The sequence below is a fragment of the Micromonospora coerulea genome (assembly GCF_016598485.1).
Taxonomy (GTDB): Bacteria; Actinomycetota; Actinomycetes; order Mycobacteriales; family Micromonosporaceae; genus Micromonospora; species Micromonospora coerulea.
The window spans coordinates 1-26,782 of the sequence record NZ_JAEMUW010000023.1 but is presented as its reverse complement, the minus strand read 5'-3'; the positions used below and the strand labels follow the sequence as shown (position 1 = coordinate 26,782).

The following is a 26,782-nucleotide window of genomic DNA, read 5'->3' as shown; positions in this document are numbered from 1 at the left end:
GCCGGCCGTGGCTCTGGCGCTCAGTCTGGTCGACGTGCTGCGCGGTCATCGGGCGTTGCAACGGACGGAGCGGGAGCCGGCCGGGGACCGCCACGAAGATCGGCACTCCGATCGAGCCCCGCAACATCAATCGGCACTTCGACCAGTTGTGCGAGCGGGCGGGGGTTCGGCGTATTCGCGTGCATGACCTGCGCCATTCGTGCGCGACGCTGCTTTACGACCAGGGCGTGCCGCTCGAACGGATTCAGGACGTGCTCGGGCACAGCTCACCCACCGTCACCAAGTCGATCTACGTGGAGGCGACGTGTCGGGTGCAGCAGGACTCGGTGGACCGGCTCGGCTTCCTCTTCGACGCGTAGGCGTAGGGGTCAACCGTGGGGGTCAGAAAGATCAACGGCCGGTCACCCGCACTGGGAAACCGGCCATTGACCTGCTGTGCGCCCGAAGGGACTCGAACCCCTAACCTTCTGATCCGGTGCGCCGTGAGGCGCTGTTGTTCGAGTGGAGGTGGAAGACTGCCACCGTCTGCCTGTCGCAGCAGGTGGACGTAGCTGAGGGCAGCCTGTTCCGGGTGGTGCCGGGACGGGTGGGAGCAGCCCTGACAAAGCCGGGACGTGCCAGCACTGCCAGATGGTGCGGGTCCGGCGAGCGAGACGAAGAGGAGTACGCGAGGAACCGGCGTCATCACGTCCCTCAATGGGTTGCCGGCTCGAACCTGGTGGATAGGGGCCGGGAGCGGTGTTTGCCCGCCGACAGGGTTGGCGGGGATCTTCCGGGCTGGACAGGATCGCCGGTCCGGAAGGCCATGGGGAAGGTCTGCGGCGTACCCATGGCGAGGCCGCAGGGGCAAAGTCGGGCTCCTCCTTCGACGAACGAACAGCAGTGAACACGGGAACCATCCGGTCGCGGTTCCCGACGGGTCGGCAGCCAGCCGGCGGGTCGGGATAGGCGCACCGACCGTCGAACGGGCCGGGTGGGGCGGAGCCGCCGTAGTACTCCGAACTGGGGAGAGCCCGGTACATGGGGAAGGGCGGCAGCGGTTACGCGAAGGGATGGATGCTGTAATGCCGCAAGACGCGCCGCCGAATGGCGACGCCCGCCCGGACGCGAGTCCGGACCAGCGGGTAGCGGAGATGCAGGCCAAACTTCATCGTTGGGCGGCGGCCGATCCCGGCCGCCGGTTTGATGACCTGTTCAACCTCGTGCACGATCCGGCGACGCTGCTCATGGCGTTCGTCCGGGTCGCGGGCAACCTGGGCGCTCGAACCCCTGGCGTGGATGGCCTGACCGTCGCCCACGTCGAGGAGTTCATCGGCGTCCCGGGATTCCTGGACGACCTGCGTGCCCAGCTCAAGGCGGGCACGTTCCGGCCGCTGCCGGTACGGGAACGCAAGATCCCGAAGCCGGGCGGGTCGGGCAAGGTCCGCCGCCTCGGTATTCCGACCGTGGCGGACCGGGTCGTGCAGGCGGCGTTGAAGCTGGTGCTGGAACCGATCTTCGAGGCCGACTTCGAGCCGGTCTCCTACGGGTTCCGGCCCAAACGGCGGGCCCAGGACGCGATCGCCGACATCCATCTCTACGGCACCAACGGGTACCGGTGGGTGCTCGACGCGGACATCGAAGCATGCTTCGACTCCATCGACCACACCGCGTTGATGGACCGCGTACGAGCACGGGTGAAGGACAAACGCGTGCTGACACTGGTGAAGGCGTTCCTCAAGGCCGGAGTGCTCACCGAGATCGGTGACCGGCGGGACACGCACACCGGCACGCCGCAGGGCGGCATCCTGTCCCCGCTGCTGGCCAACATCGCGCTGTCGGTGCTCGACGAGCACCTGATGGCGCCGTGGAAGCCGGGCGGGACGATGTCCACCAGCGGCCGGCGCAACTACCGGCGCGGCAGAGGGTTGCCGACGTGGCGCCTCGTGCGCTACGCCGACGACTTCGTGGTCCTCGTCCACGGGACCGAGGACCACACCATCGCGCTGCGCGAGGACGTCGCCGCCGTGCTCGCTCCGCTGGGCCTGCGCCTGTCGCCGGCCAAGACGCGGATCGTGCACATGCGCGACGGGTTCGACTTCCTGGGGTTCCACATCCGGTGGCGCCGCAAGCGAGGCTCGAACCAGTGGCACGTGTACACGTTCATCGCCGAACGGCCGACCCGGTCGCTGAAGGCGAAGATCCGAGCACTGACCCACAGGACATCACAGCAGAACCTCGGGTACGTGCTGACCCGCCTCAACCAGGTCATGCACGGCTGGGCCAACTACTTCCGGCACGCCGTCGCCAAACACACCTTCCACACCCTGGACCGGTTCGCCTGGCAACGGCTGATCAGGATGCTGATACACCGGCACCGCTGGAACTGGAAGGCCGTCCGCCGAAGATTCACCACGCCAACCGGCAAGTGGCTACCCATCAACGCGGACGGGACCGAGTACCGACCGATAGCGGCCATCCCCGTGACCCGCTACCGCCGGCGCATGATCCCCAGCCCCTGGCCTGCGACCGACCACGCCTGACGACAGCAACCGTGGAGAGCCCGTTGCGCGGAGACGCGCACGGCGGGTTCGGCGAGCGGCCTGGAGAAACGGACCAGCAGCAATGCCGGCACCGCGCTCCAGGCCGACTCAACTAGCCTCGGCGCGTCCGTCCTGGATGGTTCAGATCCGGGCTTTTGCCGCTGGCCCTCCGCCCTCATCGTCCGGCCCCGTACGCCTGGGCACGGGACTGTTGTCAGCGGTTGCTGTCGCTGTGTGGCGTGCACAGCCTTGACGTGCTCCGATGAATCACGGGCGCGTGACAGGGAGGACACACTCATGCCGATCATCACAGTCCGTCGTGCCGTGGATGTTGGTGGGATTCTGAGCCGCATGAGGATCGAAGTCGACGGCCAGGTCGTGGCACGCCTGAAGCGTGGGGCCTGGCAGAGCTTCGACGTACACCCCGGCCGACATGTGGTCCAGGTCCGTAGTGGCTGGCAGAGGAGCTCCCGGTCGAGGTGGACCTGGACGACACGGATGAGGTCACCTTGGAAACGGCCCTCAACGAGCGGTCCTGGACGTTCACGGCGACTTTCCTAAGGCCAGAAAGTGCGCTTGACCTGCGGCTGGAATGACCTACGCATTACGAGATCGAGCCGCCTACCCCGGACCACCTGTACGGACCAGGTTTTAGCAGCGGAAACGGCTCTCGACATCGCACACTGCTCCCCGCCGTTCGTCTCCCTTTTGCGGACTGAATGCGGACTGCCAGGAGTAGGAGGTAGCGCGCCGGCGCCCGTCACTGCCGCTTGCCCAGCCGGGGCACCGGCCGACGGTGACGCCACCCCTCTGCTTGGTTGCGCCACCGATGCCAGGTCCGGCGCAGGTACCGCCCGTAGAGCGCGGTGGGAATCAGACCGATGCCGAACAACAGCAGCGAGTTCCTGACTTCCGGCGGATAGTCGCCCGGCAGGTAGGCGTAGTCCGGATCCTGCGGGTCGTAGACCACAGTGACTCGGTCGCCGGGGGCGGGGCGGTCGGCCGGAAGGTCGTTCACGTACGCGCTCACGGCCTCGCCGTCCGGGGTGATGACCTGCACCCACATCGACTCTCGTTGCGTCACCCGTTCGACGACGCCAGCGGTCAGCTCGCCCCGCTCTTGGAGGTTGCGCCGGGTGAGCAACCCGCCGACTCCGTATCCGACGACGGTGAGGGCGTAGCACCCGGCCAAGAGCAGGCAGAACGCCGGGTGCCGAAGCCAGTAGCCGGGACGCCATCGGCTACGGGGTTCCCGCTGGACCGGGCCGACCGGCTGCACGGTGGTCCACCGCTGCGTCCCTCGTGCGCGCCGCCGGTGCTGCTTGACCACCGCCACCCCACAGACGTCTCGCTTGGGTTGTTCGCGACGACTGTAGGCCGCGGCGCAAACGTACGGCCTGCGACGACCTGCGGGTTACAAGAAGATCAGGGATGGGTGGTCAGCCAGGTGCTCGCCTGGTCAGGCGTCCAGAGTTGTCGGGCAGGGTCGGTGCTCGTGGGTGGTCTTGGCTGTACGGATGGCTGTACGAACCACCCATGAGGGGCAGCCGAGGAAGGAGGCGCTCTCTAGTCTGCCGGCCATGATGTTCGATACCTCGCTCGTCCAGCTACTGACCTTTTTCGTTACCTGGGCCATCGGATTAGCGGTCCTCTACCTGGTAATCCGGCTGGCCGTGCGGCATGCGATCAAAGACGCGGACACTCGCAGGGCCGCCGATCGTCCGCGGAGCGGTGCCTGAAAGCACGCGCGCTTGAGGCATAGTCGCCGACCGCAGGTGACGGGGTGATCCGCGGCTGATCTCTGAGAAGGGTCGGGGTTTCGGGGCGGAACCCTGAGGTCTTCTGGTCTTGTCTCCTGTCAGCGTGGCCGGCCGGCCCGGCCGATGCCGGCCGGAGGTCGCCCAGCAGGCCGGCTTCCACTTCCACGACCTGCGCCACACCGGCAACACCCTCGCCGCCGCGTCGGGGGCCAGCACCCGTGAGCCTATGCACCGCATGGCATACGCCACCATCCGCGCCGCCCTGCTACCAGCACGCCACCAGCGAGCGCGACCGCGAGATCGCCCGGGCGATGGACCGCCGCATCACTGGAGGGGGCCGACGCCAACCGTGAATGGCACGCGGATTCCAACACGGGGGAGAAGCGAAAAGGCCCAGGTGCCGCGATCATGCGGTCTACCTGCGCCTTCGTGCGTGGAGCGGGCGACGGGAATCGAACCCGCACCGTCAGTTTGGAAGGCGCACGAGTCTCGTGCACCCGTGTGCGCCCCGTGCTCCCCGCCGAGGTGAGACGCGGTAGAGCCGATCCGGTCGCACCCCTGACGCGCGTGCCGAGCAGGGCTCGCGCCCCGTGATGTGAGACGCCAGTGAGAGGCAGCCGCACGGACGACCCTCCTCTTGTTGGATCCATCCTGATGCACACCGCGCGCTGTATGGACTTGTGCGCACATCAAAATGATGCAAGACTGAGGTCACAAGGGAAACGGGACCGAGCGAGGGAGACAGAGATGACGGAGCGGGAGATCGGCGAGCTGGCCCCCGAGGGCTGCGAGGTCTGCGGAGACCAGGGCGCCGAGGTCCGGCTCCACCCGAACGGCGGGAAGTGCGAGGTGTGCCTCCCCTGCCACCGGTACGAGGTCGAGCAGGCCGCAATCGACGCCCTCGCCTACGCCGCCTGACCGACCGGGGGGGCCGGGCAACCGGCCCCCACCCCGGACCCACCAACCAACCGTCAAGCAAGGCCGCCGGAGAGGCGCACACCTCCCCGGCACCCCACAAAACCAGAGCGGGCCCGGCAGGTGTCTCACCACCTGAACTCCGGGCCCTTGATCGCAGAGGAGCTGCGACCCATGGCCATTATCGCCACAGCCCACGTCCCCGCGTCACACCGGCTCATCGACGCCGACACCGCCGTCATCCCCGCGGCCACCGGCCGGGCCGCCCTGGCCTGGCAGGCGTTCGCCACCCGAGACGTCGCCAGCGTCCACCAGGCCGCCGCGCAGCTCGGCGTGACCGTGGGCGAGGTGTACGACCTGGCCCTCGACCACATCGCCGCGCAGACCAGCTGGACCGGTGGGATCGGCCGCAGGCCCACCCCCGACGTCGACACGATGCCGTGCCCGGCGTGGTGCACCGCCGACCACACCGAGGACGACGCGGACCGGCTGCACACCCGCGACATGGGCGAGATGACCGCCCCGTCCGGCGCCGACCTGCGCGAAGAGAAGTTCATCGGCGTGGACCTGCAGCAGCTCGCCGCCGCGGACCTGCCGGGCGGCATCGACCCGGCCACCATCTACTTCACGATGGGCGACCAGGGCGGCAACCAGATCGAGTCGTCGGCGTACCTGTCGCCGGAGCTGGCCGAGCAGCTCGCCGCCCGGCTGTTCGAGGCGGCCCGCCTCGCCCGTCAGGCCCGCCGCTGATGGCCACCTCCCACCTGCCGAGCTGGTGCACCCGCGAGGTGCACCGGCCGGCGCCGGAGGTGCACCTGTCCGAGCGCCTGGAGGTCGTCACCGAGTACGACCGGACGACCGTGCACCTGGAGGCGTCGACCGACGGGCCCGTGTCCGTGGCGGTCAGCCAGTGGCACGAGCGGGTCGACCCGACCGATGAGCCGGCCACGGCCGAGCCGGACAACCTGCTGGTGCTCTCCATCCCCGCTGCGGCCGAGCTGGTCGCGCACCTGTCCACCCTGATCGCCCGCGCCCTCGGAGGTGCCCGGTGAGGTACGTCCTGCTGATCCTCGCCGGCGGCACCGGTACGCCGCTGGCCGTGTTCCTGGTCGCCCGGCACCTGGTCGAGCGGCACGCCGACACCACCGCCGCGGCGATCCGCCGCCAGCACGTCCGCCGCCAGATGGTCACCGCCGACCGTCCGAAGGAGCTCACCCGATGAACCGTGCACGAGGCCGCGGTTGGGCCTACCTCGGCGCGATCCTCGGCGGTGCCGTGTCGATCGCCGCCAACGTCGCGCACTCCTACGTTGCCGCCGGCGACCCGGCGCCGCTGGCTGTCGCCATGTCGGTGTTCTGGCCGGTGGCGCTGTTCGTCGCCGTCGAGATCCTGGCCCGCGTCGAGTGGCCCGCCGGCGGCCGGTGGGTGGCGCTGCGGTTCGGTGGTCTGCTGCCGGTGGCGTTCGTTGCCGCGCTGGTGTCGTACCGGCACCTGTCCGGGCTGCTCGACCACTACGGCGAGGATGGCGTCACGGTGGCGCTGGGGCCGCTGGCCGTGGACGGTCTGATGCTGATGGCGACCGGCGCGCTGATCGCCACCGGTCGCCGCGTCGAGCCGGTCGCCGAGCTGGTCGCCGTGACGCCGGAACCGGCCCCGGTCGACGTCGCCCCGGTGACGCCACCGGTCGCCGAGCCTGACGCCAAGCCGACCGTCACCCGGTCGCGCCCCCGCTCGCTCACCAGCGCGCAGAAGGTGGCCCGCGCTGCCGCCAAGCTGCCCGCCGGAACGGTCGCCCAGGTGGCGGCCAGGGCCGGCGTGAGCGAGTCCACCGCCCGCCGCTACCTGCCGTCACCAACCGGCCCGGTAGCTGCGGAAACGCCCGTCAACGGAACGTCACTTGTGGAGGTGACCGCGTGAGCGCACAGACCGTCCGCGTCGTCGAGCTGGAGAAGCTGCTCCGCCGCCGCAAGCACCTCGGGTGGCGGCTGACGTACCGCTACCTCACCGGCCGCCCGCTCGACGGCCGGACCGGGTACCCGTACCTGCGTCGGGGTGCCGGCCGCTGGGCCGGATGGCAGCGGCAGATCACCCGCGTCGGGGTGCCCACCGTCGCCAGCCTCGCCGCCGCGTTCCCCGACCAGGCGGCCACCACCGCCGGCGGCGTCGCCCTGGTCGCCGCGGTGAAGGGCCGGCAGCGGCTCGTGCGCCGCCGGTTCCACCGCGCGTACGTCGCCCCGACCCTCGCCGCCGTCGCGCCGCCGCTCGGGCTGCAGACCGGGGTGGAGCTCCACGTTGATCCGTCGCTGGGGAACCTCACCCCACGGCTGGCCAAGCCGCTCTCGCCGGCCGAGGAAGCCGTCAGGCTGTGGTACGGCGAGCACCTCGAGCCGGCGCTCCGGTGGCTGCCCGAGCACCTGCAGCGCGGCATGTGGGCGTTGCAGCGGAAGGCGCGGCCGGTGACGGCCCGCCTCGAGGTGTTCCGCCGGCCGGCGCCGGAGTACGGGCCGCGGATCGAGCTGGCCATCCGCACGCCGTACGTCACCGCCGACCAGCGCAAGCTGGTGTCGTCCATCATCAGCAGCAAGATCCCCGTCTCCGGCCTGGTCGAGTCGTGGGACCAGGTCGGGCCGGGCGTCGTCGCCCGGTGGACGGTCCGCCGCCGCCCGCCCGCGCAGGTCGGGCACGAGCGGGTCGTCGACGAGCTGCCCAAGCTGGCCGAGTGGGAGTTCTACATCGGCGACGGCATCGGCGGCCAGGCCGTCACCCTCAGCCTGCGCGACGACTCCCCGCACATCGCCATCTCCGCCGGCACGGGCGCCGGCAAGAGCGTGCTCGCCCAGCTGGTCGCCGTGCAGGTCCTCACCCGGCGCGGCCGGGTCGTCATCCTGGACCGCAAGGGATCCCACCGGGCGCTGCTCGACCTGGCCGGCGTCGACTACTGCACGCGGCCGGAGCAGATGCACAACGCGCTCATCGGGCTCGACGCCCTGGCCGACGAGCGGAACACGCTGGCGCTGCACGAGCCGGAAGACTGGGACCCGGGGCCGCGGGTCCTGGTCATCGCCGAGGAGCTGAACGCCACCATCGGGCAGCTGGCGAACTGGTGGGCGGAGAACCGCGGCAAGGGCGACCCGAAACGGTCCCCGGCCATCTCCGCGCTGGCCAACCTGCTCTTCATGGGCCGCAGCGCGAAGGTCAACGTCATCGCCATCGCGCAGATGCTCACGGCCCGGGCGATCGGCGGGCCGGAAGCGCGGGAGAACTTCGGGATCAGGTGCCTCGCCCGGTACACCGCCAACAACTGGAAAATGCTCGTGCCCGAGGCGGCAATGCCGCGAGCATCGCGCACTCTCGGCCGGTGGCAAATCGTCATCGGTGGTCAAGCAACTGAGGTACAGGTCGCGTACCTCAACAAAGCGCAGGTGCGCGCCATCATCACGCCGCGAGTCCCTGATAGCCCGCTGACCAGCGATGTCCCCGGGGACGGGGACATGCTGACCCTCCGGGACGCCGTAGACGCCGGCCTACTCCCCTGGTCCTACGACGCGGCGAAGAAGCGCATTCAGCGGCGCGTCGGGACCATTCCCGAGGCGAGAGGAAAGCGCGGCAACGCCGACCTGTACGCCCGGCAGGACCTCGCCGAATGGGTGGGCAACAACCAATAGGCGATCAAGGCACGAAAACGACCCGCTGAGAGCGCCGTAGAGCGCCTTTCAGCGGGTCGCTGGTGTGATGGGGCTTGGCCCGGCACTGGCCACTCAGGAGGCCGACGCCTAGCCTGCTGCCCATGACCACCCCACACAGCACCACCGACCCCACCGCCCCCGCTAGCTTCTGGGGGCGCGACGGCAGGGGCGACGGCTTCCGGGCGGCGACGGTGTGCCGGCAGGGACACCAGCAGGCCACGGCCTACGAGGCATACCCGGGCAAGAACCTCGGCTCTTGTTCAGAGTGCGGCGACCTGGTGCTCGGCGAATGCCCGGAGTGCGGGTTGCGGATCAAGGGCAGAAGCTGGGCAATCACGCCGCGGCCGGGCCAACGGCCTACCTACGACGAGCACCCCAACAAGTTCTGCGACCGCTGCAGCGTGCCCTACCCGTGGGCCAGTGACGAGCAGCGCGTGCGGTGGCTGCTGAGTCTGCTCAACGACCTGGACATCAGCGATGAGGACCGGGCTGTGGTGTCCGAGCACCTGAAGCAGCTTCAGACGCTGGCCGCGAAGGACAACGTTCGGCGCGAATCGAAGCTTCTGACAGAGATCAAGAAACGAGCACCGGGGTTGTTCGTGGCAGGGGCCGGGAAGATCCTGGAGAGGCTTGTCAGCGACGAGGCATGGCGGATGGTCGCAGGCGGTTAGGTTGATGGGGTCTGGTGCTGCCGCTGCTGCCGGAGCAGCTCCTCGTACAACCGGTCCTCGGCGCGATGCCGCTCCTCCTCGGGGGTCGCCGGCCGCCACGACCGGACCGGGGTGGGAGGCGCGGGCGCCGGTGCTGATCCGGCCAGCATCAGGAACAGACCGGCCAGGATGACCGTCACGGCGGCCTGAAGGATCGTGGCTCTGCTCACTGGACGTCCACCCCCGACGGCCCAACGTAGTTGCCCGACGCAACGGTACGGCCCGCCAGCGTCGCGCTGGCGGGGCCGTACCGCGTCCGTGGCTATGCGGCGGTACCGGTCGGCTGGGAGCGGCCTCCACGTCCCCGCCCACGCCCACGGCGGCGTCGCCGTGGGCCAAGGGCTACTGGTCGCACGTCTTCCAGGAAGGCGGTGCACTCGTCCCTGCCCACCTGGCGGCCGGTGTGAGCTCGCATCAGCAGGTCAACCCAGCGCCCGCGTACCTGCTCCGCCCATATCTCCGCTGCGTCGTCCTTGCGTGCCGGCGCCGGGGCGCCCGACTCGACCAGCCGGGCGGCGGCGGCCCACAGCACACCAGCGGCTTGCTGAGCGCTGTCACCGTGCCTCACGAGATCCTCTGCGAACTGGCGGGCCTGGAGCGCCCACGCCGCCGGTTCGGGCCGTTTGACGGCCACCGCCGGGCCGACCAGCAGCCGCGCGTGCGCCAGCGCGTTGGACAGCAGGTGGTTGATCTCCAGCTGTCCGGGGTCGGTGACGAGAAGATCGATCGGGCGGCCGACGGCGATCCGGGCCACACCACCCGCAGCCAGCAGCGCGGACAGTCCCCGGTTCCCGATGTGGCCGGTGGGGGTGATGACGACCAGGTCCACGTCCGACCAAGGCCCGTCTGCTCCAACGGCGCATGAGCCACGCAGGTAGAGGCTGGCGCTCACCGGATCGGCTCACCGGCGCCGGTGACGATCAGGGACCAGCGCGTGCCCCGGGTGACCGGGGTGACCCGGTGGACAATCCAGGCGGGAAACGCCACGATCGTCCCCCGCTCGCGCGGTGCGGTGATCCAGTGACCACCGAGACGCAGTTGCAGATCCCCACCTTCATACCGGCCAGGGTCGGAGAGCTGCACGCTCATGGCCAGCTTCCGGCCCATTGAGGACGGGCCCAGGTCGGCGTGCTCGGGGTGACTGTGCCCGGTGTCGTACCGCTTCAGCTCGGCGTGCCAGATGCCGATGGCCAGCCGCCACCACAGTTCGTTGGCGACCTCGGCGGGGGTGAACACCTGGTCGGCGAGCTGGTCGCCAAGGACGGGCCCTGGCAGGGCGTACGCGGTGGCACGCCACGGCTCCCGGGCCACGTCATCACGCCGGACGCCACGCTCGGCGAGGTCGACCAGCTGGCCGCAGGTGGGGGCGTCGAGCGCGAACCGGTCCGGCGGGCACCACCAGGTGAAGGAGCACGACGGTGGGGCGTCGGGGCGGTGCGGGTCGCTGGTGGCCGAGGCGATTCCGAGCCGGTGGGCCTCGGTGGTCGCGGCGTACCCGCCGAACCGGTCGTAGGGGCTTTCCCGGCCACGTTCCCGGTCGGGGCGGCCCCGCCGGCTGCGCGGCTTCGTGCGCGTCACGGCCGTCACTTCGGCCGGTTGAAGTTGTCGCCGGGCTGCGGGTCCACCGCGGCGTCCCGGAGCTGGCTGCCCTGCCGCAGCGGGCCTGCCTTCATCGCGGCCACCGCGTCGGTGTACGCCTGAGGCGCTGAGGCGACCGTGGTCACGGTGTAGCCGGCCCGGCCGGTGGCGTACTCGACGAACGGGTGGTTGTCGGCGACGTACGCCTCGCCGTTGACGAACCAAGCCGGCTGGCCGCCGACAGGCTCGCTCGTGTTGTTCGGGCCGTTGACGTAGGCGCTGGGTGCCGTGGCGGTGATCTTCTTCATGCCTGCGTCTCCTCTGCGGCGGTGGCGGGCTGGACCTGGGCGACGGCGGGGAAGACGCGGGCCGTGGAGGACAGCGCCGACTGCGGCTCCAGCTCGGCCATGTCCGCGCCGGTCACCTCGGCCGCACGGCCCAGAGCAGCCGCGAGAACGGCGCCACTGCGCACGTCGGTGAGGTAGTAGCCGCTCCCGTCCGAGGGCGTGACGGTGATGGCGGCGGCGCCCATGAGGCCGCCGGCGGCGGCGTTGTGGACGCCGGCCGCCCGCAGCTCGTCCCGCTCGCCGTGCTGGTCGGCGGTGGCGACCGCCGCCGCGGCGCGGCGAGCGACGCCGCGCACCTGCCGGGAACGCTGGTCGGCCAGCTCCCACAACCGGGCCAGGGCGGTCACGGCCTCGCCGAAGGCGTCCACGATCGTCTGGTCGGCGGCGTTATCGACCGCTCGGGCGAGGGCGGCCACCCGCTCGTACTCGGCGGCCCGTTCGTCGCGCTCGCGGCGCTGGGCGGCGCGGCGGGCGGCGTCGACGCGCAGCCGGGCGAACTCCACGACCTGGCGGGCGTCGGCCAGCTCCGCCGGCCGGACTCCGGGGTCGCCGTCGCGGACGCGCTCCTCCAGTGCGGTGAGCAGCTGCTGCGCCTGGCCGAGTTCGTCGAGGGCGGTCTGCACCTCGGGGCGGGAGAAGTCGAGCGGGTGGGTCGCGGGTTCGATGGTGGTCGGGGTGCTCATGCTGCGTCGCCTCCGGTGCTGGTCTTCGGGTCGTTCTTGTGCCATTCGGCGTAGTCGGGGCCGAAGAGCTCCTTCTTGATCTCCGCCTTCCGCCGCTCGACCTCGGGGGCCTGGCGTTCCAACTTGGCGGCGACCGCGTTCTGTAGGGCTTCGAGACTCACTGCGTCCTCCGGTGTCGGTAGGCGTCGAGCGACGCCGGGTCGATGAGCCAGGCCCGCTGGCCGACCCGGCGGGCCATCAACCGCCGGGACCGGCACAGCCGGCGCACGTGCTGGGCGCTGCACTCCAGGAGTGCTGCCGCGTCGTCCGTGCTGATCTCCACGATGGGGGGCGCGGCGGGCGTGGTTTCGGTAGCGAACCCCTCGGCGGCCTGGTCGTGCTGATGCTCGGCGCGGGCGAGGGCGTAGAAGAGCTGGCGCACGTCCTGTGTGGGGGCTCCGCCGTTCGCCCGGACGTGCTGGGCCAGGTCCCGCACGAGGATGCGGCGTACCGCACCGGCCAGGTGCGCGGGCACGACCACGGACCCGTCGTGCAGCTCGACAGGTCCGGGTCGGATGGCGCCCGCGGTCAACGGTTACTCGGCTGCGCTCTGCTCACGCCACCGCAGGAGTGCGAGGGCTTGGCTGGCGCGCTTGTGCCGGCGGTCGAGGTAGTCGAAGGCGAAGCGATCGCCTCGGTGCGTGGCAACCGACATGGACCGCTCCAGGCGGCGCAGCTCGCGCTCGGCGCTGGACAGGCCGCGCAGCCGGCCGGGGAAGTCGTACGACAGTGGCTTGCTCACTGCGCTCCTCCAGGGTGAAACCGTCTGATGGGGAAACTGACGGGGTGCCGCTGACCAGCGGAAACAGGCGGCCATCTCACGGGTTTCTCACCTGCTCAGGCCGGTCCGGGTGCCGCTCGGCGAGCACGTCGTGCAGCTCGGCGGGCGACAGGTCGGCGAGACTGCCCGGGTCGCGGAGCCGCTCGACGGCCCGGGCCATGCGGCGTACCGCGGCGGCGCGCTGCTCGATCGGGCCGGACAGCGCGGCGGCGGCGAGGTCGGAGAACTCGCGCACCTGCCGCTGCTCTGCCGGGGTGGCCGGGCGCTGCCGGCGGGCACGGCGGCTCACCGGGCGTACCGCCGTACGGCCTGGGCGACGTCGGCGGGCACGACCCGGGCGGCCTGCCGCTGCGGCGGTAGACCGCGCTGAGCGCGCACCAGCGGCACGGCCACACGGGTGGCGGCCAGGCGGGCGCGACGTAGCCGGCGGCGACGTCGACGGGCGCCACCCGGGGTCGACTCGACCAGCGACGGGCCAGCCGCGGCGACCAGCTCGGCGCGGAGCGCGTCGACCAGCTCGCGCCGGCCGGCGGGGGCGTAGCCGGGCGGCACGGCCAGGGCGTGAGCCAGGGCGGCCACCAGCGCGGTGGTGGGGCGTAGCTGCCCGGCCTCCAGACGCTGCACCGTCCGCCGGTCACAGCCCGCCAGCGTGGCCAGGCTGCGCTGGGATAGGCGGCGTGCGACCCGCTCACGGCGAAGAGCGGCACCGAGGGTGGACCGGAGTCGGGCCCGTTCGTCCGTGCCGGGTACGCCCCGGGTCCTCATGGCCGGCGGCGTAACGGGCGCGGCTGCGCGATGGAGATCCCGGGGAACCGAGGGCGGGGGCGTCACTTCGCGCCGTCCCGCTTCTCGGCCCTCAGCGCCAGGGTGTACCTGGCCATTGCGGCGGCAAGTCCGTTGATCGCGCAGGTGAGTTCGGTGTCGCCGGCCAGGCCGCGTTGGCGGAGCAGGGTCTCCAGCTCTCGACGTTCCCTGTCGAGGATGGCGCCTTCCTGGCCGGCGGTGTTCACGGCTGACCCTTCCGGTTGATCTTCTGTGCGTGGCGTCGTCGGAGGCCGGTGGCGCGGCGCTGGGCGAGTTGGGCGCGCTGCTGGCGGCGCTGCTCGCGTCGGGCGACGGACGCGGCGACGTTGGCGGCGATCCGGTCGCGGATCTCTGCATCGAGGGCGGCCGGGTTGGGGTGGACAGGGGTGGACATGTCCACCCCACGCCGCTCCACACGCGCACCTAGGGGGTGATGAGTTGTATTGATATTTATCTCTATACCCTGCTCAGGGGCGCTGTCCTGGGATGCTTGTGAATCATGCTCGGGGGTGGAGTTTCGGGCGGTGGGGTGGACATGTCCACCCCTGTCCACCCCACCGCTACTCCCCTGCGGCGGGGTACTTGGTGCCACGCTCCGATCCCTCCTCTTCGACCTGGCCCGCTGCCCGGAGTCGCTCGATCGCCGAGTCGAAGTACTCGCGGTCGGCACCACGGAGTGACTTCCGGAGGTCGGAGCGGCTGACCCATCCGCTGTTGCGGCGGAGGGTCTTGGCGAGGGCAGCGGCCACTCGGCGCTCGGTGTGGTTGGCGGTCACCTCGGCGCGCTCGATCTCCTGTTTGGCGCGGGCGACGTTGGCGCGGCGGAGGGTGTCGGCGAGGGCGTGGGTGCACACGTCGCGGGTGGCGTCGGAGACGGCCATGATCGCGCCCGACAGGGCCCAGTCGTCCTCGCTGACCTCAGCCCGGCCGCCGTCGAAGATGCCGAGCAGCGCGGCGACCTTCAGCCGGGTTAGGAGGGCGTGCCCGTTGAGGTCGTCCTCGCCGCCGGTCAGGGGGGCGGTGAGACGTGCCCGGCGTTGCTGGATGATCGCGTTACGGGCGGTGTCGCAGACCTTGATCTCCACCCTGGGGCGGGTGAGGACGGGCTCTTCGTCCTCCATCTCGCCGTAGGCGTCGAGGTACTGGTAGCGCTGCCACAGCCCGTTCTGAGGTGCGGCGAACGGCTCGACGTCGAGGTCGTCGTGGTCCAGGGCCTCGGGGTCGTTCGTGGGCAGCCACAGCCACCGTTGCGGGGTGCCGCCGTCAGCGTCGTTGAGCAGCACCGCAGAGCGGGCCGGCTGCACCCCGGCGACCAGGGCTGCCCGGTAGGCGTGTGCGCGGACGGGCCGGCGCTTCTGCTTGTCCGCGTACCGGGCGCCCAGGTCGGACCCCGAGTACACCTTTCGGAGGGTGGCCATCAGGGTCGCGCCGGCGCTGGAGGCGTGGGCGGCGATGGTGTCGATCTCCGTGGCGGTGAACAGGGCGGAGTCGCAGAACTGGACCGGCCCTTCCTTGGTTTGCGTGGTGTACGTGGAGTCGATGCCCTGCCCGCTGCCGACCTCGTGGGTGGGCACCATGTCGTTGAGCCACAGCAGCTCGCGGGCGACGGCCAGGGCGGCATCTTTGCCGGCGCCCGATGACCCTACGAACGCCCAGAAGGTGTTGAGGCTGGCGACGCCGCCGACGATGGGCGGCAGGACGACGTGCGGCCCGATCCGGGTGCACACGTGGGCCAGGACGCCGCCCAGCGCGGCCCAGGGGCTCACGAGGCGTTCCCGGGCGACGTTGCGGATGATCGTGAGGGGACGCCGGGCAGTCCAGAAGGCGGCGGGGTCGATCTCGGCCGCTGGCTGTTCGTCGACCGGGTCCGCGCCGGAGGAGCCGCTGGTGAGCTCCCACGGCATCGGCGGGGGTGGTTCTTCATCCCACCCGGTCCAGTCAGTCACGCTGCGATCTCCAGTCTCTGGATCGGCTGGCCGGTCTCCCAGTCGACGGCGCCGCCGGGGTGTGGTCGGTACGGCCGGCCCTCGCGCTCGGCCCGGGCGCGGGCGGCACGGTCCATCTCGTCGAGCTGGGCCGCCACCCACTGCTCGTAGGTGAGCCGCCAGTTCTGACCCGCGAAGTTGGCGTGCGTCGCGGCGATGTCGTCGAGGTGGGTGGCGGTGCGCCCGGAGTCGTAGGCCAGGTGCATGAGGTAGGCGACCTGCTCGCCGCTGTAGGTCTGCTGTCCCCGCCGGAGCGCGGCGGCGGCCTTGAGGACCGTGCCGGCCTCCCCGGTCACCGCTTTCCGCCCTGGATGACGCGGAGCCGCGGCCGGCGGGGCGGGGTGAGCTGGTCGAGCGCTACGAAGAGCAGCTCGGCCAGCGGCACCGGGTCGCTGTCGCGGTGCTCGGCGCACCGGTCGCCGGGGGTGCATCCGCCCCATGCCCGGCATCCGTGTGCCCTGGGGCTTGGGGTGAGTACTGTGCTGTCCATCGGAGGTGTCGTCTCCGTTCGGTGGTGGCGTTGGCCCGGGGGTGATGGCCCGGGCCTCGCTCACGTCTGGGGTCAGGCCGCCTGCGTCTGCTCGGGGACCAGGTCGCTGTACTGCGCCAGGAACCGGGCGGTGGGGACGACGACCTTGCGGCCGACGCGGATCGACGGGATGTCTCCGCGCTCGATGGCGGCGTAGGCGTGGCGGATCGAGATGCCGAGGATGGCGGCGACCCGCTTCGCGGTGATGGTCGGCTCGGCGGTGGCATCGGGGACGGCGCGGACGGCGGTGGTCGGCACAACTCACTCCTTCAGGCGGCGAAGCTGATCTGCCCAGGTAGCGCTTCTGATGCCGAGGCACCGCGTACCTGATGCATTGCTTGGCTCATCCTGCACCGGATGCGTGCCGGAATCAAGCGTGCCTTGTGTGCGAAACATTTTGATGCCACGATGGCGACCGTGACTGATGGAGAAGAGATCAAGCCCGGCCGCGTCGGCGAGCAGCTCGCCCAGCAGCTACGGCGCGTCCGCGAGGACCGGCACGTCACGTACACCGAGTTGGTCAAGAGGCTCGAGGAGCTCGGGCACCCGATCCCGATCCTCGGGCTACGGCGCATCGAGCGGGGAGAGCGCCGCGTCGACGTCGACGACCTGATAGCACTCGCGCGGGCGTTGAGGGTGCCGCCGGTGCTGCTGCTCTTCCCCGTCGGTGCTGAGGGCCCGCTGGTCCAGCTGGTCCCGGGCGTCCTCGCCGATCCGAACGCGGCTCTCGCGTGGTTCACCGGCGAGGGGCGGATGCCGCACGGGCTGACGGATGAGGAGTACGGCCGGCAGTTCGGCCGTGGCCGGCAGGACCCGGCGACCGGCCTCTACGAGTGGTACGACGACCCGGACGTGAGCTGGGAAGCCGACGCCGCCCCGGTGCTGCTGCGCCGCCAGCACCAGCGCCAGATCGCCGACTGGTACGCGGCGGTGCCGCTCGCCCGCCGCCTGGCCTCCGATGAGGCCAGCTTCGAGCAGATGGTCTTCAAGCTGCGGGCCGCGGCCGAGGACAGCTTGCGCACGCTGCGGGCCGAGATGCGACGCCACGGGCTGACGCTGCCGGGCCTCCCGGGCGAGATCGCCGAACGGCTCGACGGCCGGACGGAAGGGAGCCGAGCAGGTGGCCAGACGGACTGACCCGATCAAGCGGGTCGAGCTGAAGGACGGCAGCGTCCGGTACCGGTTCGTCATCGACGTCGGCCGGAAGCCGGACGGCAAGCGCGATCAGAAGACGTACACGTACGACAGCCTGAAGGAGGCTCGCGCTGAGCGGGCGCGGATCATCGCTGCCCGTGCCGCTGGCACGTACGTCCGGCCGGGGAAGGCCACTGTCGCCGAGACCATCGACGCCTGGCTGGCCGGCAAGCGGAACCTCAGCGCCGGCACCCGGCGCACGTACACCGACTCGCTGAAGCACGCCCGAGAGCACATCGGCCACCTGGAGCTCCAGAAGGTCACCAAGGCCAACATCGACGCGATGGTCACCAAGCTGCTCGCATCCGGGCGCCGGGTCGGCAACGTGCGGACCAGCAAGCTGTCCCCGCGCACCGTCAACGCGATGCTGACCCTGCTCGCCGCCGCGTTCGAGGACGCGGTGAAGCAGGGCTTCCTCGGTCGGAACGTGGTGAAGCTGGCCGAGCGGCCGAGGCAGTCGACGACGGAGATGCGGACGTGGACGGCGGACAACGCCGCGGCGTTCCTCCAGGCCGTCCAGAGTGAGCGGTTGTACGCCGCGTGGCAGTTCTCGCTGTACGGGCTGCGCCGCGGGGAGGTGCTCGGGCTGCGCTGGTCCGACGTGGACCTGGTCGCCAAGACGCTCACGGTCTGCTGGGCGCGTACCTCGGTCGCGGGGGTGGTCGTCGAGAAGGAGCCGAAGACCGAGCGGGGCCGGCGGACGCTGCCGCTCGACGACGAGCTGGTCGACGCGCTCACCGCGCTGCAACTGCGCCAGCGGGAAGAGCGGGACGCCGCCGGCGAGGCGTACGCCAAGCCCTGCCGGCTCGCCGACCCGGTGACGGGCGAGGTGTGCGCCGGGGATCACGTCGTGGTCGACGAGCTGGGCCACCCGTACCGGCCCGAGTGGTACGGCGACCGCTTCGAGGCCCTCGCCAAGCGGGCGGGCCTGCCGGTGATCCGGCTGCACGACGCGCGCCACACCTGCGGGTCACTGATGCACGCTCGGGGTGTCCCCACCGCCGACATCTCGAAGTGGCTCGGCCACGCCACGGCCGGGTTCACCCTGAACACCTACGTGCACAGCCAGGACGGCGCGCTGGCCAGTGCTGGCGAGACGCTGCGGAAGGCCCTCCAGGGCTCCCCGGCGGCCCCGAAATCGGCCGTGTGAGAAAACCGTGAGAGATGATCTCTGTTTGCGATCTTCGGGCCGGGGGTGGTGATCGCTGTGCGAGCCTCTGACCTGCTGTGGAGCTGTGGAGCGGGCGACGGGAATCGAACCCGCACCGTCAGTTTGGAAGACTGAAGCTCTGCCATTGAGCTACGCCCGCGGGCGCCCCAGCTTCCAGGGCGCGCCGACAGCGTACCCAATGCCGGCTTCGGACGTGCAGCCACATACCGCCGTGCCACCCACGGCCCGAGGATCCGCTCCACCTCGCGGACGTGGTGACCTTCCGGCCGTACGGCCGCCGCCACATTCCCGGAAGCCGTCGCCCAGCGACCGGTGCCGACGGGTTGGCGGGCGAAAGGGGGACGCGGCGGGTCGGCGGCCCGGGGACGTCCGGTGGGCGCGGACGGCATACACTTCTCGTCGCCACGGGGTGTGGCGCAGCTTGGTAGCGCACTCGCTTTGGGAGCGAGGGGCCGTGGGTTCAAATCCCGCCACCCCGACTGTCGTTCGCGGCCGGGTCGCCCGGGAACCGCCGATTTTTCCGCGCGGTACCCGGGCGCTGCCAAAGCAGCAGCCCGGCTCGCCTACACTCGATGCGCGCAATCACGCCCAGAATCAACTGAGATCCGTCAAGGAGTACGCCTGTGAAGAGCACCGTCGAGACTCTGAGCCCGACGCGCGTGCGGCTCGCCATCGAGGTGCCGTTCGTCGAGCTCGAGCCGAGCCTCAGGAAGGCGTACCGGGAGATCGGTTCGCAGGTGCAGGTGCCCGGCTTCCGCCGGGGCAAGGTGCCTACCGCCGTGATCGACCAGCGGGTGGGCCGGGGCACCGTCCTCAACGAGGCGGTGCAGGAGGCCATCCCGCAGAACATCCTCGCCGCGGTCCGCGAGCACGACCTGAAGACGCTCGGCCGCCCGGAGGTCGAGATCACCGAGTTCAACGACGGTGACTCGCTGAACTTCACCGCCGAGGTGGACGTCCGCCCGGAGATCACCCTGCCGGACCCGGCCACCATCGAGGTGACCGTGGACGAGATCCAGGTCGACGACAGCGAGATCGACGAGCAGGTCAAGGGCCTGCGGGAGCGGTTCGCCACGCTGAAGACCGTGGAGCGTGCCGCCCAGGAGGGCGACTACGTCCAGATCGACCTGAACGCCACCGTCGACGGCGAGGACGTGCCCGGCGGCTCGGCGAGCAACATCTCGCACGAGGTCGGCAGCAAGCAGCTCCTGCCGGGCCTGGACGAGGCCGTGGTCGGCCTCGCCGCCGGCGACAGCACCACCTTCTCCACGCAGCTCGTGGGCGGCGACTTCGCCGGCCGGGACGCCGAGGTCGCGGTGACCGTGCGCACGGTCAAGGAGAAGGAGCTGCCGGAGCTGGACGACGACTTCGCCCAGATGGCGAGCGAGTTCGACACCATCGAGGAGCTGCGCAACGACCTGCGTGAGCGGGTCATGCGGGGCAAGCAGGTCGAGCAGATCTACGCCGCCCGCGACAAGGCCCTCGAGCAGATGGTCGCCGCCGCCGAGGTGCCGGCCCCGGAGGGTGTCGTCCGCGAGGAGGTCGAGAGCCGCAAGGCCGCCATGGTCGACCAGCTCGAGCGGATCGGGGCCTCCCTGGAGGAGTACCTCGCCGCCGAGGAGAAGACCGAGGAGCAGATCGACGCCGAGCTGACCGAGGCGGCGACCGACGGGGTCAAGATCCAGCTTCTGCTGGACACCCTCGCCGACGCCGACGACGTGCAGGTCTCCGACGACGAGTTCGGCCACGAGATCGTGCACCGCGCCCAGCGCGCCGGCATGGCCCCGCAGCAGTACTACGACCAGCTGGTCCGCTCCGGCGCCGCCACGGCCGTCTTCGGCGACGTCCGCCGCGGCAAGGCGCTCGCCTCGGTGATGGAGAAGATCAAGATCAAGGACTCGGCCGGCAACGAGGTCACCCTCGACGCGCTGCGCGCCCAGAACGAGGCCGAGCACGACCACCAGCACTGATCATCCGGGTTGGCCGCCGTCCGCCGCTTCGCGGTGGGCGGCGGCCGAAACCCTTTCCGGGGTACGGCTGTCGGCCAACTGCGCTGAGAGCGAACAGTGCCCCGACCGGGAGTACGCCCCCCGGCTGAGCGGTTAGTGTCGGGTAGGACGGTACGGAGAGCGAAGGGCTGCCATGACCGACATGCACATCCCAGCGAAGCCGCTTCGGGCGATCGAGGCCCGCGGTGGCGACACCATTGGCAACCTCGACGACTCGGTCTACAACCGGTTGCTCAAGGAGCGGATCATCTTCCTGGGCAGCGAGGTGACCGACCAGGTCGCCAACCGCATCTGCGCGCAGCTGCTGCTGCTCGCGGCGGAGGACCCGGACCGCGACATCAACCTCTGGATCAACTCGCCGGGTGGCTCGGTCTACTCCGGCATGGCGATCTACGACACCATGCAGTTCATCGACAACGACGTGTCGACCGTGGCGATGGGCATGGCGGCCTCGATGGGGCAGCTGCTGCTCTGCGCGGGCACCAAGGGCAAGCGGTACGCCCTCCCGCACGCGCGGATCATGATGCACCAGCCGTCCGGTGGCCTTGGCGGCACCGCGTCGGACATCGCGATCCAGGCCGAGCAGATGCTCTACACGAAGCGCATGTTCCAGGAGCGGGTCGCGCACCACACCGGCCAGAGCCAGGCGCAGATCGAGGCGGACTCGGACCGGGACCGCTGGTTCACCGCCCAGGAGGCCATGGACTACGGCTTCATCGACAAGGTGATCATCGGGGCCGCCCAGGTTCCGGATGGCGCCGGGACCCTGAGCTGAGGAGCTGACGATGACCGATCTGAGCCTGCCGCCCCAGTTCGCGGCCGTGCACAACCGTTACGTGCTGCCCTCGTTCGTGGAGCGCACGTCGTACGGGGTCAAGGAGTCGAACCCGTACAACAAGCTCTTCGAGGACCGGATCATCTTCCTCGGTGTGCAGGTGGACGACGCGTCGGCCAACGACGTGATGGCCCAGCTGCTGACGCTCGAGGGCACCGACCCGGACCGCGACATCATCATGTACATCAACTCGCCGGGTGGTTCGTTCACCGCGATGACGGCGATCTACGACACCATGCAGTACGTCCGGCCGGACATCCAGACCGTCTGCCTGGGCCAGGCAGCCAGCGCGGCAGCGGTGCTGCTCTCCGCCGGCACGCCGGGCAAGCGGATGGCGCTGCCCAACTCCCGGATCATCATCCACCAGCCGGCCACCGAGGGCGGCTACGGTCAGGGCTCGGACATCGAGATCCAGGCGCGGGAGATCCTGCGGATGCGGACCCAGCTGGAGGACATGCTCTCCCGGCACTGCAACCGCCCGATCGAGCAGGTTCGCAAGGACATCGACCGTGACAAGATCATGACGGCCGAGGAGTCCAAGGAGTACGGGCTGGTCGACACGATCCTCACCAGCCGCAAGAAGGGCCTGCTGGCGGCGCACGCCAGCAGCTGAGCACCACCGGGTCGGAGGTCGGCCGTGGATTGAGTTCCCGGCCGACCTCTGACACACCCGTTTTGGGGGTCGGAGAAACCTCCGCCAGCGGGTAACGTCGGGTCTGTACCGCTTCGCTGGGTCGGACCGGCGGGGAACAGACGGACGGGCGCCCGGCGCCCGCAGGTCAGGGCCGGCGTTCCGGCCGACGAGTGCAGGGAGAACGTAGGTGGCACGGATCGGTGACGGCGGCGACCTACTGAAGTGCTCCTTCTGCGGCAAGTCGCAGAAGCAGGTCAAGAAGTTGATCGCGGGCCCCGGGGTCTACATCTGTGACGAGTGCATCGATCTCTGCAACGAGATCATCGAGGAGGAGCTGGCCGAGTCCGGCGAGGTGAAGTGGGAAGAGCTTCCCAAGCCGATGGAGATCTGCCAGTTCCTCGACAACTACGTGGTGGGCCAGGACCAGGCCAAGAAGGCGCTCGCGGTCGCGGTCTACAACCACTACAAGCGGATCCAGGCCGAGGCGGCCGGCGCGCCGGGTTCCGGCAGCGACGCCGTCGAGCTGGCCAAGTCGAACATCCTCCTGCTCGGCCCGACCGGCTGCGGCAAGACCCACCTGGCGCAGACCCTCGCCCGGATGCTCAACGTGCCGTTCGCGATCGCCGACGCCACGGCGCTGACCGAGGCGGGCTACGTCGGCGAGGACGTGGAGAACATCCTCCTCAAGCTGATCCAGGCCGCGGACTACGACATCAAGCGCGCCGAGACCGGGATCATCTACATCGACGAGGTCGACAAGATCGCTCGCAAGTCGGAGAACCCGTCGATCACGCGGGACGTCTCGGGCGAGGGCGTCCAGCAGGCCCTGCTGAAGATGCTCGAGGGCACGGTGGCCAACGTGCCGCCGCAGGGCGGGCGCAAACACCCGCACCAGGAGTTCATCCAGATCGACACCACCAACGTGCTGTTCATCTGCGGTGGCGCCTTCGCCGGGCTCGACCAGATCATCGAGGCCCGGACGGGTTCCGGTGGCACCGGCTTCGGCGCCCGGCTGCGGTCGGTCTCCGAGCGGTCGACCGACGACATCTTCAGCCAGGTCATGCCGGAGGACATGCTGAAGTTCGGGCTGATCCCCGAGTTCATCGGCCGGCTCCCGGTGATCACCAACGTGCGGAGCCTCGACCGCAGCGCGCTGGTGCGGATCCTCACCGAGCCGCGCAACGCGCTGGTCCGGCAGTACCAGCGCCTGTTCGAGCTCGACGGCGTCGAGCTGGAGTTCGAGCAGCCGGCGCTGGAGGCCATCGCGGACCAGGCCATGCTTCGCGGCACCGGCGCCCGTGGTCTTCGGGCGATCATGGAGGAGGTCCTGCTCTCCGTGATGTACGAGGTGCCGAGCAACCCGGATGCCGCCCGCGTGCTGATCACCCGCGAGGTGGTCCTGGAGAACGTCAACCCGACGATCGTGCCCCGCGAGTTCACCGGTCGCCGGGCTCGCCGGGACCGCGAGGAGAAGTCCGCCTGAACTCCGTACCGACCGCGCCCGGGCTCACTCCGGGCGCGGTCGGCGTGAGCGGGTCCGGCGGTCCCACTCGCCCGACGGGGTGACCACCACCATCACCAGCCGGGCCGGCTCGTCACCGGTGTTGCGGTAGCCGTGCTCGCGGTCCGCGTGGAACTCGATCGTCTCCCCGGTCCGTACCTCGTGCGTGGTCCCGTCGACCATGACGGTCGCCGTCCCGCTGAGAACGTGCAGCACCTCACGGGTGCCGCGGGGGTGGTCGGGGGAGTGGTGCGTCTCGCCCGGGTGCAGCCACCAGTCCCAGAGTTCCACGAGGTCGGGCTCGCCGAGGCCGCTGAGCAGTCGGGCGCTTCCGCCCTGCTCGCCCCGCCACAGCACCGGCGCCTCCCCGGCAGCGGTGAGCCGCACGGTGGTTTCCTCGGCCGGCTCGAGGAGGCGGGCGATGTTGACCCCGAAGGCGTCCGCGACCCGGCAGAGGGTGGCGATGCTCGGGTTGGTCCGGGCGCTCTCGATCTGGACGAGCATGCCCTTGCTGACCCCGGATCGGCCGGCCAGCTCCTCGAACGACCAGCCCCGCGCGGCGCGCAGCTCGTGTACCTGGCGCGCGACGGCGGAGGTTACCGCGCTCACCCGCGCGGTTCCGGCGTCGGTCATCACACTACCCTTCGCGGTCAATATTGTGATACGACATTCCGATGTTCCCCATTGTGCTCGCTGCGGTGTCCGCGGTCGCGTTCGGCACGGCCGACTTTTCCGGTGGCAAGGCATCCCGGCGTGCTGACCCGGTCGCCGTCACGGTGGTGTCGCAGCTGTTGAGCGTTCCCCTGCTGCTCGCGCTCGTGCTCGTGGTTCCCGGCACGCCCCGTCCCGTCGACCTGGCCTGGGGCCTGTTCCCGGCGTGGCCGGCGCCGCCGGAGTGGTGTTGCTCTACCGGGCCCTAGCCGGCGGGATGATGGCGGTCGTCGCGCCCGTCACCGCCATCACCGCCGCCCTGGTGCCGATCGTCGCCGGGTTGCTCACCGCTCATTCGCCTGGCACCCTCGCACTCAGCGGCGCCGGCCTCGCGGTGCTGGCCATCGCCCTGGTGAGCCTCGGTGAGGGCGGGATCTCGGGAGCGGTGTCGCCGCGGGTGGTGGGAGCGGCGCTCGCCGCAGGCGCGCTCTTCGGCGTCTTCTTCGCCCTCCTCGGTCAAGCCGACGAGGGGGCCGGCATGTGGCCGGTGTTGGCCGTCCGGGTCAGCTCGATCGGCTTCGGGCTGGCACTCGCCGCGCGGACCGGGGTGAGCCTGCGGCTCGGCCCGCGGGTGCTCGGCTGGGCCACGGCGGCCGGCCTGCTGGACTCCGCGGCGAACGCGCTCTACCTGGCGGCGGCGAGTCGGGGCCACCTCAGCATCGTCGCCGCGATCGCCGCGCTCTACCCGGCGAGCACCGTGCTCCTGGCCCTCGCCGTGGACCGGGAGCGCCTCCGACCGGCGCAGATCGCCGGACTGGGATTCGCGGCCGGGGCGTTGGTCCTGGCGAGCCTGTGAGCCCTGTCGTCGGCCACCGCCCGCCCGTACGCTGATCCCCATGCGCGCCGCCGTCTGCCAGCTCAACGCCCGCGACGACCGGGCGGCGAACCTCGCCGCGGCCGAGGCCCTGCTGGTCCGGGCCGCGGCGGCCGGGGCCGACCTCGCCGTCCTCCCCGAGTACGTCGACTACCTCGGCCCCGCCAAGGGAATGCCGGAGCCCGAGTCGGTGGACGGCGTGGTGGGGAGGTTCTTCGCCGGCGTGGCCCGCCGCCTCGGCATCTGGGTGATCGCCGGCTCCTTCCACGAGGTGGGCCCCGATTCCGAGCACACCTGGAACACCTCGCTGGTCTTCGACCGGACGGGCGCTCTCGCCGCGAGCTACCGCAAGATCCACCTGTACGACGTGGAGATCCCGGGGCGGGTGTCGTACCTGGAGTCGGCGACGGTGGCGCCGGGGGAGCAGCCCGTGGTGGTCGACGTGGAGGGCCTGCGCGTCGGCCTCTCGATCTGCTACGACCTCCGCTTCCCGGAGCTGTACCGGCAGCTCGCCGGCGAGGGCGGGGCGCAGCTGCTGGTCGTGCCCGCGGCGTTCATGGCGCACACCGGGCGGGACCACTGGGAGGTCCTGCTGCGCGCACGAGCGATCGAAAACCAGTGTTTCGTGGCAGCTGCGGGCCAGATCGGCGACCACGAGCCAGGGCGCACCTGCTTCGGGCGAAGCATGGTGGTGGACCCGTGGGGGACGGTGCTGAGCCAGGTGCCGGACGGGCCGGGACTCGCCGTCACCGACCTGGACCTGGACCGGTTGCGCACGATCCGGGCCGAGCTGCCAAGCCTCGCGAACCGGCGGCTCTGAGGGCGATCAGCTCTCGAGGAGCACGCCGAGCACGGTGAAGCCGGCGATCGCCGCGGCGCTGACCAGCAGGGCGGTCGTCATCCGCGAGGCGCCCCGCCGGGCCAGCCGCCCGATCGAGACCACGACGACGAAGAGTACGAACGCGCCGATGACCAGCTGCCAGAACGGCAGCAGGAGCCCGAGCAGCGCCTCCTCGGCGAGCGGGGCCGCCGGGACGCGGGAGACGTCAGCCATGACAGACACTCTGGCACGGCCCGCCCGCCGATGGCCCCTTCCGCTGGCGTTGTCCACGGTCGGACGGCTCCCCGGCGCCGCCATGAAGATCCACTCAGGTTCGCTGATTTGCCATCTCCCGGCCGTTCACGTAACTTTCTCTCTGTCAGCGGGGAACGGACGAAACGGGCGAAAGTCCAGAGGCCGGAACCGCGGGAATGGCCCCAGGGTCTGCCGGGTTGTAATCCGGTACGAGCCTGGACCGGGCGGGGCGAGCAACTCCAAGGACAACGGGGTTGCGGACGCGAAGCCGACCGGGTAGGGTTCAAAGGCCGGCAGGGAGCCGGGCGGGTGGCCGCGAGAGCGGCGATCGGCCGGTCTGCCGCTTCCCACGACAGAAACGACCGCCGGGTACGGCGTGCGTCGGCGTGGATCGGACCGAATCGAGTTGATCACCTCGGACACGAGGTTGACGGCGAAGGTCGGACCGAGTAAGTTGGAGAGGTTGCCCCGGACGGGTCCTACTTGGGTAGGGCTTCCG

The 26,782-nt window shown here is 70.7% G+C and carries 38 protein-coding genes and 2 tRNA genes; 20 read left to right on the top strand and 20 right to left on the bottom strand.

Annotated features, from left to right (window positions below):
• Nucleotides 1–47: 47 nt before the first annotated feature.
• Nucleotides 48–359: a tyrosine-type recombinase/integrase gene (locus I8N68_RS25395; RefSeq protein ID WP_200215064.1), complete on the top strand. Its 312-nt coding sequence runs from the start codon at nucleotides 48–50 to the stop codon at nucleotides 357–359.
• A 705-nt stretch (nucleotides 360–1,064) separates the two neighbouring features.
• Entirely contained in the window at nucleotides 1,065–2,522 is a 1,458-nt protein-coding gene (ltrA, locus tag I8N68_RS25390) for a group II intron reverse transcriptase/maturase (RefSeq protein ID WP_200215006.1), read from the top strand.
• 760 nt (nucleotides 2,523–3,282) lie between these two features.
• On the opposite strand, the gene I8N68_RS25385 is transcribed toward ltrA, so the two are convergent.
• The gene (locus I8N68_RS25385) at nucleotides 3,283–3,852 is read right to left on the bottom strand and encodes a DUF3592 domain-containing protein (RefSeq protein WP_200215005.1); all 570 of its coding nucleotides are present in this window, start codon (nucleotides 3,850–3,852) and stop codon (nucleotides 3,283–3,285) included.
• A gap of 250 nt (nucleotides 3,853–4,102) precedes the next feature.
• Between I8N68_RS25385 and I8N68_RS25380 the strand changes: the two genes are divergently transcribed.
• The 8 genes from I8N68_RS25380 to I8N68_RS25345 all read left to right on the top strand — a co-directional run bounded on the left by I8N68_RS25380 (nucleotide 4,103) and on the right by I8N68_RS25345 (nucleotide 9,554).
• Entirely contained in the window at nucleotides 4,103–4,261 is a 159-nt protein-coding gene (locus tag I8N68_RS25380; protein WP_200215004.1) for a hypothetical protein, read from the top strand.
• A gap of 768 nt (nucleotides 4,262–5,029) precedes the next feature.
• Nucleotides 5,030–5,200 (top strand): hypothetical protein, encoded by a 171-nt coding sequence (locus I8N68_RS25375; protein WP_200215003.1) that lies wholly within the window; start codon nucleotides 5,030–5,032, stop codon nucleotides 5,198–5,200.
• 171 nt (nucleotides 5,201–5,371) lie between these two features.
• A complete protein-coding gene (locus I8N68_RS25370) occupies nucleotides 5,372–5,947 on the top strand; it encodes a DUF6907 domain-containing protein (RefSeq protein ID WP_200215002.1) in 576 nt (191 codons plus the stop codon).
• Nucleotides 5,947–6,249 (top strand): hypothetical protein, encoded by a 303-nt coding sequence (locus I8N68_RS25365; RefSeq protein WP_200215001.1) that lies wholly within the window; start codon nucleotides 5,947–5,949, stop codon nucleotides 6,247–6,249. Before I8N68_RS25370 ends, I8N68_RS25365 begins: the two co-directional genes overlap by 1 nt.
• Nucleotides 6,246–6,419: a hypothetical protein gene (locus I8N68_RS25360; RefSeq protein ID WP_200215000.1), complete on the top strand. Its 174-nt coding sequence runs from the start codon at nucleotides 6,246–6,248 to the stop codon at nucleotides 6,417–6,419. The genes I8N68_RS25365 and I8N68_RS25360 overlap by 4 nt, the downstream gene beginning before the upstream one ends.
• Nucleotides 6,416–7,114, top strand: coding sequence for a hypothetical protein (locus tag I8N68_RS33165; RefSeq protein ID WP_234040568.1), 699 nt, complete (start codon nucleotides 6,416–6,418; stop codon nucleotides 7,112–7,114). The genes I8N68_RS25360 and I8N68_RS33165 overlap by 4 nt, the downstream gene beginning before the upstream one ends.
• The gene (locus I8N68_RS25350) at nucleotides 7,111–8,862 is read left to right on the top strand and encodes a type IV secretory system conjugative DNA transfer family protein (protein WP_200214999.1); all 1,752 of its coding nucleotides are present in this window, start codon (nucleotides 7,111–7,113) and stop codon (nucleotides 8,860–8,862) included. Before I8N68_RS33165 ends, I8N68_RS25350 begins: the two co-directional genes overlap by 4 nt.
• 122 nt (nucleotides 8,863–8,984) lie before the next feature.
• Complete coding sequence (locus I8N68_RS25345) at nucleotides 8,985–9,554, top strand: DUF2321 domain-containing protein (RefSeq protein ID WP_200214996.1); 570 nt, start codon at nucleotides 8,985–8,987, stop codon at nucleotides 9,552–9,554.
• Here I8N68_RS25345 and I8N68_RS25340 read toward each other — a convergent pair.
• The 16 genes from I8N68_RS25340 to I8N68_RS33155 form a co-directional block, all read right to left on the bottom strand.
• Nucleotides 9,551–9,763: a hypothetical protein gene (locus I8N68_RS25340; RefSeq protein ID WP_200214993.1), complete on the bottom strand. Its 213-nt coding sequence runs from the start codon at nucleotides 9,761–9,763 to the stop codon at nucleotides 9,551–9,553. The two genes, I8N68_RS25345 and I8N68_RS25340, sit on opposite strands and share 4 nt — an antisense overlap.
• A gap of 92 nt (nucleotides 9,764–9,855) precedes the next feature.
• The gene (locus I8N68_RS25335) at nucleotides 9,856–10,485 is read right to left on the bottom strand and encodes a nucleotidyltransferase domain-containing protein (RefSeq protein WP_372433843.1); all 630 of its coding nucleotides are present in this window, start codon (nucleotides 10,483–10,485) and stop codon (nucleotides 9,856–9,858) included.
• Nucleotides 10,482–11,171, bottom strand: a complete 690-nt coding sequence (locus tag I8N68_RS34020; protein WP_200214989.1) for a 2OG-Fe(II) oxygenase — start codon at nucleotides 11,169–11,171, stop codon at nucleotides 10,482–10,484. Before I8N68_RS34020 ends, I8N68_RS25335 begins: the two co-directional genes overlap by 4 nt.
• Before the next feature lie 5 nt (nucleotides 11,172–11,176).
• The gene (locus tag I8N68_RS25325) at nucleotides 11,177–11,479 is read right to left on the bottom strand and encodes a hypothetical protein (protein ID WP_200214986.1); all 303 of its coding nucleotides are present in this window, start codon (nucleotides 11,477–11,479) and stop codon (nucleotides 11,177–11,179) included.
• Entirely contained in the window at nucleotides 11,476–12,201 is a 726-nt protein-coding gene (locus tag I8N68_RS25320; RefSeq protein WP_200214984.1) for a hypothetical protein, read from the bottom strand. Before I8N68_RS25320 ends, I8N68_RS25325 begins: the two co-directional genes overlap by 4 nt.
• Nucleotides 12,198–12,362, bottom strand: coding sequence for a hypothetical protein (locus I8N68_RS25315; RefSeq protein WP_200214981.1), 165 nt, complete (start codon nucleotides 12,360–12,362; stop codon nucleotides 12,198–12,200). Before I8N68_RS25315 ends, I8N68_RS25320 begins: the two co-directional genes overlap by 4 nt.
• Nucleotides 12,359–12,721 (bottom strand): helix-turn-helix domain-containing protein, encoded by a 363-nt coding sequence (locus I8N68_RS25310; RefSeq protein WP_200214978.1) that lies wholly within the window; start codon nucleotides 12,719–12,721, stop codon nucleotides 12,359–12,361. Before I8N68_RS25310 ends, I8N68_RS25315 begins: the two co-directional genes overlap by 4 nt.
• Nucleotides 12,722–12,775: 54 nt before the next feature.
• Entirely contained in the window at nucleotides 12,776–12,982 is a 207-nt protein-coding gene (locus tag I8N68_RS25305; protein WP_200214976.1) for a hypothetical protein, read from the bottom strand.
• A gap of 76 nt (nucleotides 12,983–13,058) precedes the next feature.
• Nucleotides 13,059–13,310: a hypothetical protein gene (locus I8N68_RS25300; RefSeq protein ID WP_200214974.1), complete on the bottom strand. Its 252-nt coding sequence runs from the start codon at nucleotides 13,308–13,310 to the stop codon at nucleotides 13,059–13,061.
• Nucleotides 13,307–13,786, bottom strand: a complete 480-nt coding sequence (locus I8N68_RS25295) for a helix-turn-helix domain-containing protein (protein WP_200214971.1) — start codon at nucleotides 13,784–13,786, stop codon at nucleotides 13,307–13,309. Before I8N68_RS25295 ends, I8N68_RS25300 begins: the two co-directional genes overlap by 4 nt.
• Before the next feature lie 62 nt (nucleotides 13,787–13,848).
• Nucleotides 13,849–14,031, bottom strand: coding sequence for a hypothetical protein (locus tag I8N68_RS25290; protein ID WP_200214968.1), 183 nt, complete (start codon nucleotides 14,029–14,031; stop codon nucleotides 13,849–13,851).
• Nucleotides 14,028–14,219, bottom strand: a complete 192-nt coding sequence (locus I8N68_RS25285; RefSeq protein WP_200214965.1) for a hypothetical protein — start codon at nucleotides 14,217–14,219, stop codon at nucleotides 14,028–14,030. Before I8N68_RS25285 ends, I8N68_RS25290 begins: the two co-directional genes overlap by 4 nt.
• A 166-nt stretch (nucleotides 14,220–14,385) precedes the next feature.
• Nucleotides 14,386–15,771: a F0F1 ATP synthase subunit epsilon gene (locus I8N68_RS25280; RefSeq protein WP_200214962.1), complete on the bottom strand. Its 1,386-nt coding sequence runs from the start codon at nucleotides 15,769–15,771 to the stop codon at nucleotides 14,386–14,388.
• Complete coding sequence (locus tag I8N68_RS25275) at nucleotides 15,768–16,106, bottom strand: hypothetical protein (protein ID WP_200214960.1); 339 nt, start codon at nucleotides 16,104–16,106, stop codon at nucleotides 15,768–15,770. The genes I8N68_RS25280 and I8N68_RS25275 overlap by 4 nt, the downstream gene beginning before the upstream one ends.
• The gene (locus I8N68_RS25270) at nucleotides 16,103–16,300 is read right to left on the bottom strand and encodes a hypothetical protein (RefSeq protein ID WP_200214957.1); all 198 of its coding nucleotides are present in this window, start codon (nucleotides 16,298–16,300) and stop codon (nucleotides 16,103–16,105) included. The genes I8N68_RS25275 and I8N68_RS25270 overlap by 4 nt, the downstream gene beginning before the upstream one ends.
• A gap of 72 nt (nucleotides 16,301–16,372) precedes the next feature.
• Nucleotides 16,373–16,597, bottom strand: a complete 225-nt coding sequence (locus I8N68_RS33155) for a helix-turn-helix domain-containing protein (RefSeq protein ID WP_200214955.1) — start codon at nucleotides 16,595–16,597, stop codon at nucleotides 16,373–16,375.
• 159 nt (nucleotides 16,598–16,756) lie between these two features.
• Here I8N68_RS33155 and I8N68_RS25260 point away from each other — a divergent pair, with 159 nt between their 5' ends.
• Both I8N68_RS25260 and I8N68_RS25255 read left to right on the top strand, forming a co-directional pair.
• On the top strand, nucleotides 16,757–17,476 hold the full coding sequence (locus I8N68_RS25260) for a helix-turn-helix domain-containing protein (RefSeq protein ID WP_200214952.1): 720 nt from the start codon (nucleotides 16,757–16,759) through the stop codon (nucleotides 17,474–17,476).
• Nucleotides 17,460–18,683 carry a tyrosine-type recombinase/integrase gene (locus I8N68_RS25255; protein WP_200214950.1) on the top strand — a complete coding sequence of 408 codons (1,224 nt, stop codon included), beginning with the start codon at nucleotides 17,460–17,462 and terminating at the stop codon, nucleotides 18,681–18,683. Before I8N68_RS25260 ends, I8N68_RS25255 begins: the two co-directional genes overlap by 17 nt.
• Before the next feature lie 86 nt (nucleotides 18,684–18,769).
• Here I8N68_RS25255 and I8N68_RS25250 read toward each other — a convergent pair.
• Nucleotides 18,770–18,843: transfer RNA gene (locus I8N68_RS25250), tRNA-Gly, on the bottom strand.
• 266 nt (nucleotides 18,844–19,109) lie between these two features.
• On the opposite strand from I8N68_RS25250, the gene I8N68_RS25245 reads away from it, so the two are divergent.
• From I8N68_RS25245 to clpX, 5 genes are all read left to right on the top strand, one after another.
• Nucleotides 19,110–19,183, top strand: a tRNA-Pro gene (locus I8N68_RS25245).
• Nucleotides 19,184–19,327: 144 nt separating this feature from the next.
• On the top strand, nucleotides 19,328–20,674 hold the full coding sequence (gene tig, locus I8N68_RS25240) for a trigger factor (RefSeq protein ID WP_200214949.1): 1,347 nt from the start codon (nucleotides 19,328–19,330) through the stop codon (nucleotides 20,672–20,674).
• A gap of 172 nt (nucleotides 20,675–20,846) precedes the next feature.
• Complete coding sequence (locus tag I8N68_RS25235) at nucleotides 20,847–21,488, top strand: ATP-dependent Clp protease proteolytic subunit (protein WP_200214946.1); 642 nt, start codon at nucleotides 20,847–20,849, stop codon at nucleotides 21,486–21,488.
• A gap of 10 nt (nucleotides 21,489–21,498) precedes the next feature.
• Entirely contained in the window at nucleotides 21,499–22,161 is a 663-nt protein-coding gene (locus I8N68_RS25230; RefSeq protein ID WP_200214944.1) for an ATP-dependent Clp protease proteolytic subunit, read from the top strand.
• Nucleotides 22,162–22,369: 208 nt separating this feature from the next.
• The gene (gene clpX / locus I8N68_RS25225; protein WP_200214942.1) at nucleotides 22,370–23,665 is read left to right on the top strand and encodes an ATP-dependent Clp protease ATP-binding subunit ClpX; all 1,296 of its coding nucleotides are present in this window, start codon (nucleotides 22,370–22,372) and stop codon (nucleotides 23,663–23,665) included.
• Between the two features lie 24 nt (nucleotides 23,666–23,689).
• Here the strand turns inward: clpX and I8N68_RS25220 are convergent, their stop codons facing one another.
• Nucleotides 23,690–24,316, bottom strand: a complete 627-nt coding sequence (locus tag I8N68_RS25220) for a helix-turn-helix domain-containing protein (RefSeq protein ID WP_200214941.1) — start codon at nucleotides 24,314–24,316, stop codon at nucleotides 23,690–23,692.
• 41 nt (nucleotides 24,317–24,357) lie between these two features.
• Here I8N68_RS25220 and I8N68_RS33150 point away from each other — a divergent pair, with 41 nt between their 5' ends.
• From I8N68_RS33150 to I8N68_RS25210, 3 genes are read left to right on the top strand one after another with little or no spacing between them, the layout of a single operon-like run.
• Nucleotides 24,358–24,603, top strand: coding sequence for a hypothetical protein (locus I8N68_RS33150; RefSeq protein WP_234040565.1), 246 nt, complete (start codon nucleotides 24,358–24,360; stop codon nucleotides 24,601–24,603).
• The gene (locus tag I8N68_RS25215; RefSeq protein WP_234040564.1) at nucleotides 24,561–25,190 is read left to right on the top strand and encodes an EamA family transporter; all 630 of its coding nucleotides are present in this window, start codon (nucleotides 24,561–24,563) and stop codon (nucleotides 25,188–25,190) included. The genes I8N68_RS33150 and I8N68_RS25215 overlap by 43 nt, the downstream gene beginning before the upstream one ends.
• Before the next feature lie 40 nt (nucleotides 25,191–25,230).
• Nucleotides 25,231–26,028 (top strand): carbon-nitrogen hydrolase family protein, encoded by a 798-nt coding sequence (locus I8N68_RS25210; RefSeq protein ID WP_200214940.1) that lies wholly within the window; start codon nucleotides 25,231–25,233, stop codon nucleotides 26,026–26,028.
• 6 nt (nucleotides 26,029–26,034) lie between these two features.
• On the opposite strand, the gene I8N68_RS25205 is transcribed toward I8N68_RS25210, so the two are convergent.
• Entirely contained in the window at nucleotides 26,035–26,262 is a 228-nt protein-coding gene (locus tag I8N68_RS25205) for a hypothetical protein (RefSeq protein ID WP_200214939.1), read from the bottom strand.
• Between the last annotated feature and the right edge of the window lie 520 nt (nucleotides 26,263–26,782).